1 protein-coding gene is annotated in these 433 nt (G+C 43.4%); it reads left to right on the plus strand.

Annotated elements, in window-relative coordinates; translation table 11 throughout:
- Positions 1-269 precede the first annotated feature (269 nt).
- A partial coding sequence (locus QMM04_RS23150; protein ID WP_282997239.1) for an outer membrane protein transport protein occupies positions 270-433 on the plus strand: 164 nt, incomplete at its 3' end.

Below are 433 nucleotides of genomic sequence, written 5' to 3' on the forward strand. Positions count from 1 at the left end.
GCTAAGTGACGAATATCACACTAAAAATTGATCCAAAACAAATTTGACCGCTATGCTAGATGGGCATCGACAAGATTTTGTTAAGCAGATCTGATTTTATCGATCAAATCGGAAATATTTAAAAAACATTATTGCAACAAATACACAGGTCGGACCTATACTCGTCGCACTGGTCTGATATGTGTCTTTGTCGTCAGTCCCTACAATCCGCCGTCCTTTGTTACGCGACGTAACAACGTTTAATAATAAATCTAGATGAGGTTGTGGTCATGAACCATAAGAACCTGTTTGCAAAGTCAGCTGTGGCAGCTGCAGTGGCGCTCGTCTCTTCCCATGTTTACGCCGCAGGCTTTCAACTTAATGAATTCTCAGCAATTGGTTTAGGTCGTGCATATTCGGGTGAAGGTGCGATGGGCGATACCGCTGCATCCGC

This window comes from Pantoea sp. Pa-EAmG (genome assembly GCF_030024295.1).
Lineage (GTDB): Bacteria > Pseudomonadota > Gammaproteobacteria > Enterobacterales > Enterobacteriaceae > Pantoea > Pantoea dispersa.